Here is a 3,943-nt window from a genome sequence, read left to right on the forward strand (position 1 = left end):
GGTAACGAGGTCGCGCCAGTAGCAATCTTCTTGAAAGCAATCGACCGCCTTCTCGATGTCATCGGCAGCAAGCGCGGCGCCGAACTGGTCGAGTACGTCAGACAGTTTCTTGCTAGAGGGCTTGTCGAGCATCAGGTTTCCTCCCGTGAAATCCAGATCGTCATGGTGATGGCTCCGACGGGCTTGCCGCCGGACGATCAAGTATCGTCAGAGATGGCGGCCCTCGTCACGCCCCACCATAGTTTCCAGCGGTTTCAATGGTTTATTCGCAAAATGGGATCACCCGGCGGTTTCGCAATCGCCCGGGCGCCGGAAACGACCGTCCCATTTGTGAATGCCGCGCCGGTCGCGCAAAGTTGATGGTCAAATGCCGCAATGCGGTCACCGGGGCCGATGACAACCGATCGGTGAGAAGCCGGGAAGCGGTGGCGGGCAGCAGGGCGGTTCCCGGGATTTTCTGGATGCGGAACTCTGGAGCCCGTTATGATTATCATATCCTTTTTCCAAGCGTCTTCACGCCACTCTCTCGGCCGGCGTGGACGTGCTGCAGCAATGGCCGCGGTCATGGCCTTGAGTGCGACGCTGACCGGCCCGCTGATGCTGCCCGGAACACAGGCGCATGCGGCGGAAATTTCCGTCACCGTCCGCGAAAGGCTTTCGAACTATGGCGGATGGCGAACCTCCAGCCGCTTCGGCGATGTCTGGGTTCCCTCGGTGCATACCCAATGGCGGCCCTACACCGAAGGCAGGTGGGTCTGGACTGACAATGGCTGGTACTGGCAGTCCACCGAGCCATTCGGCGATGTCGTCTATCACTATGGCCGCTGGGCGTATGATCCCGATTTCGGCTGGGTGTGGATCGCCGGCGATCAATGGGCGCCAGCCTGGGTGGTCTGGCGTCAGGGCGGCAATGATGTCGGCTGGGCTCCGGCGCCGCCCGACGTCGGTGCCGCCTTCGACGACGCCTGGTGGTGTTTCGTGCCGGTGGCGGCGATCGGCGCGGTGGATCTGGTCAGGGTGGTGCGGCCGGTTCAGGAGAACGTCGTCATCGTGCGCAACACGACATTCATCAACCAGACGGTCGTGGTCAACAATGCGCCACGCGTGCGGCTTGGCAACCAGGTGGTTGCAATCAATGCCGGACCCCGGCTGCAGCAACTCCCGAAGCCCGTCATGGAATCGATCAAGGCGGCAAAACTGGTTCCTCCGCTCAAAGGCGTGTTTGCCAGTGCACGTCTCGATGCTTCCAGGGGCGCCGAAATCAAGAAGCTTGCCGGCAATGCAATGCCTGCCGCCAAGGCGGCCAATGGGAACGGGCAAATCGTGGCGGGCCATGGCCCCAAGATTGCGAGCGGCGACAAGGCCACGTCTCCGAGCGCTGTGACAGCGAGCAATCCAGCCGTCGTGAAGCCTGGCAACACTGTGCGCAAGCGGATGGCCGCCGGCAACGGCGCGAAGGCCGATGCGCTCAAGCTGCATGCCGACAGGACCGCGGGCGATGGACGTATCGTCGTCAAATCGTCGGCCAAACCGGGTTCGGCCAAGCCGGTCTCGGGGCAGCGTCCTGCACGCGGTGCCGGACAACAGAAGCCGCATCAGCAGGCGATGGCAATGCACATGCCCCAGCACCATGGCCCGGCAAGGGTGGCACCTCACCATCCGCCAGCGAAGATGCAGGCGAGGAAGGTGTCCAGATGCGATCCGCGCGTTTCCCGCTGCAAGGCGCCGCGCTGATCGCCTCAATCGCGCCGGCACGCTGTGCGCGCCGGCGCGATTTTTCCCGTTGACAGGTCGCCTTGCCCGCCCTTAGTGTCCGCCACCATGAAAACAGCACTCATTCTCGTAGGAAAGCGCGTGGGCAAGGCGGTGTAACCGCCGGGCGAAAACCCCCCATGCGCAAGACACAGGCTCCCTCGGGGGCCTTTTTTATTGCCTGAAACACGACTAAACGACCAGCAAACGCCCAATGGCGACAGTACGGGACCAGACCGATGAGCAACGGACAGAACGAGCGGCGCGAGATGACGGGCGCCGAAATGGTGGTGCAGGCGCTGAAGGACAATGGCGTCAAGCATGTCTTCGGCTATCCCGGCGGCGCTGTCCTTCCGATCTATGACGAGATTTTTCAGCAAGACGAGGTCGAGCACATACTGGTGCGCCATGAGCAGGGCGCCGGCCATGCGGCGGAAGGCTATGCGCGTTCGACCGGTAAGGCCGGCGTGATGCTGGTGACCTCCGGCCCGGGCGCCACCAATGCGGTGACGCCGCTGCAGGACGCGTTGATGGATTCGATCCCGCTGGTCTGCCTGACCGGGCAGGTGCCGACCTCGCTGATCGGCTCGGACGCTTTTCAGGAATGCGATACGGTCGGCATCACGCGCCCCTGCACCAAGCACAACTGGCTGGTGAAGGACGTCAACGAGCTCGCCGCCACCATCCACGAGGCCTTTCATGTCGCGACCACCGGCCGTCCCGGTCCGGTCGTCGTCGACATCCCGAAGGATGTGCAGTTCGCCAAGGGATTCTATGTCCCGCCGCAGATCGCGCCACGCACCAGCTACCAGCCAAAGGTCCAGGGCGACCTGGAGAAGATCAAGGCGGCGGTCGAGTTGATGGCGGGCGCCAAGAAGCCGATCATCTACAGCGGCGGCGGCGTCATCAACTCCGGCCCGGAAGCGAGCCATCTGTTGCGCGAACTGGTCGATCTCACCGGTTTCCCGATCACCTCGACGCTGATGGGCCTCGGCGCCTATCCGGCATCGGGCAAGAACTGGATGGGCATGCTCGGCATGCACGGCACCTATGAAGCCAACATGGCCATGCATGATTGCGACGTGATGATCTGCATCGGCGCGCGCTTCGACGACCGCATCACCGGCCGGCTGACCGCCTTCTCGCCGAACTCGAAGAAGATCCACATCGACATCGATCCGTCGTCGATCAACAAGAACGTCCACACCGAGGTGCCGATCATCGGCGATGTCGGCCGGGTGCTGGAGGATATGGTGCGGCTGTGGCGGGCGAGCGCCAAGGCCGACAAGAAGGCGCTCTACCCCTGGTGGGAGCAGATCGCCAAATGGCGTGCGCGCGACTCGCTCGCCTACAAGATGAACAACGACGTGATCATGCCGCAATACGCCATCGAGCGGCTCTACGAACTGACCAAGGGCATGGACACCTACATCACCACCGAGGTCGGCCAGCACCAGATGTGGGCGGCGCAGCACTATCGTTTCGAGAAGCCGAACCGCTGGATGACGTCGGGCGGGCTGGGCACGATGGGTTATGGCCTGCCGGCAGCACTCGGCGTGCAGATCGCGCATCCCGACGCTTTGGTCATCGACATTGCCGGCGACGCCTCGGTGCAGATGACGATGCAGGAGATGAGCGCGGCGGTGCAGCACAATGCGCCGATCAAGATCTTCATCCTCAACAACCAGTATATGGGCATGGTGCGGCAGTGGCAGCAGTTGCTGCACGGCAACCGGCTGTCGCATTCCTATACCGAGGCGATGCCGGACTTCGTCAAGCTGGCCGAGGCCTATGGCGGCCACGGCATTCGCTGCGAAAAGCCGGACGAGCTGGACGACGCGATCAAGGAGATGATCTCGGTCAGGAAGCCGGTGCTGTTCGATTGCCGCGTGGCGACGCTCGCCAACTGCTTCCCGATGATCCCGTCGGGCAAGGCGCATAACGAGATGCTGTTGCCCGACGAGGCGACCGACGAGGCGGTGGCCAATGCCATCGACGCCAAGGGCAGGGAACTGGTGTAGCCGGCAGAACCAAGGCAGGGCTGTCGCGAGAAAGCCCTGCGCAAACAAAGAATTAGCTCAAGAGCTTGAAATCGAGATTCATGTCATGAACGCACAGCTACAACCGACCGGTTCGGCCTATTTTATCGCCAAGGAAACGGAAAAGCCGGAAAACCACACGCTTTCCGTGC

3 protein-coding genes and 1 pseudogene are annotated in these 3,943 nt (G+C 62.5%); all 4 read left to right on the forward strand.

The genetic code is table 11. The features are described from left to right. The coding region (locus EN994_RS35405) for a hypothetical protein (RefSeq protein ID WP_206530445.1) at positions 1 to 360 on the forward strand (360 nt) is incomplete at its 5' end. 192 nt (positions 361 to 552) lie between these two features. Continuing rightward, positions 553 to 1,734 (forward strand): DUF6600 domain-containing protein, encoded by a 1,182-nt coding sequence (locus EN994_RS21305; RefSeq protein WP_063168270.1) that lies wholly within the window; start codon positions 553 to 555, stop codon positions 1,732 to 1,734. A gap of 257 nt (positions 1,735 to 1,991) precedes the next feature. Continuing rightward, a complete protein-coding gene (locus tag EN994_RS21310) occupies positions 1,992 to 3,773 on the forward strand; it encodes an acetolactate synthase 3 large subunit (protein ID WP_082826477.1) in 1,782 nt (593 codons plus the stop codon). Beyond that, positions 3,739 to 3,943 (forward strand): annotated as a pseudogene (locus tag EN994_RS36235) (hypothetical protein); the annotation flags it as partial. The gene EN994_RS21310 and the pseudogene EN994_RS36235, both read left to right, overlap by 35 nt.

This window comes from Mesorhizobium sp. M7A.F.Ca.CA.002.09.1.1, assembly GCF_003998555.1.
Lineage (GTDB): Bacteria > Pseudomonadota > Alphaproteobacteria > Rhizobiales > Rhizobiaceae > Mesorhizobium > Mesorhizobium ciceri.

Bases quoted from the DNA above. Each gene is read 5' to 3' on its own strand.
- EN994_RS21305 (WP_063168270.1), top strand. From the start codon at position 553: ATGGCCGCGGTCATGGCCTTGAGTGCGACGCTGACCGGCCCGCTGATG.
- EN994_RS21310 (WP_082826477.1), top strand. From the start codon at position 1,992: ATGAGCAACGGACAGAACGAGCGGCGCGAGATGACGGGCGCCGAAATG.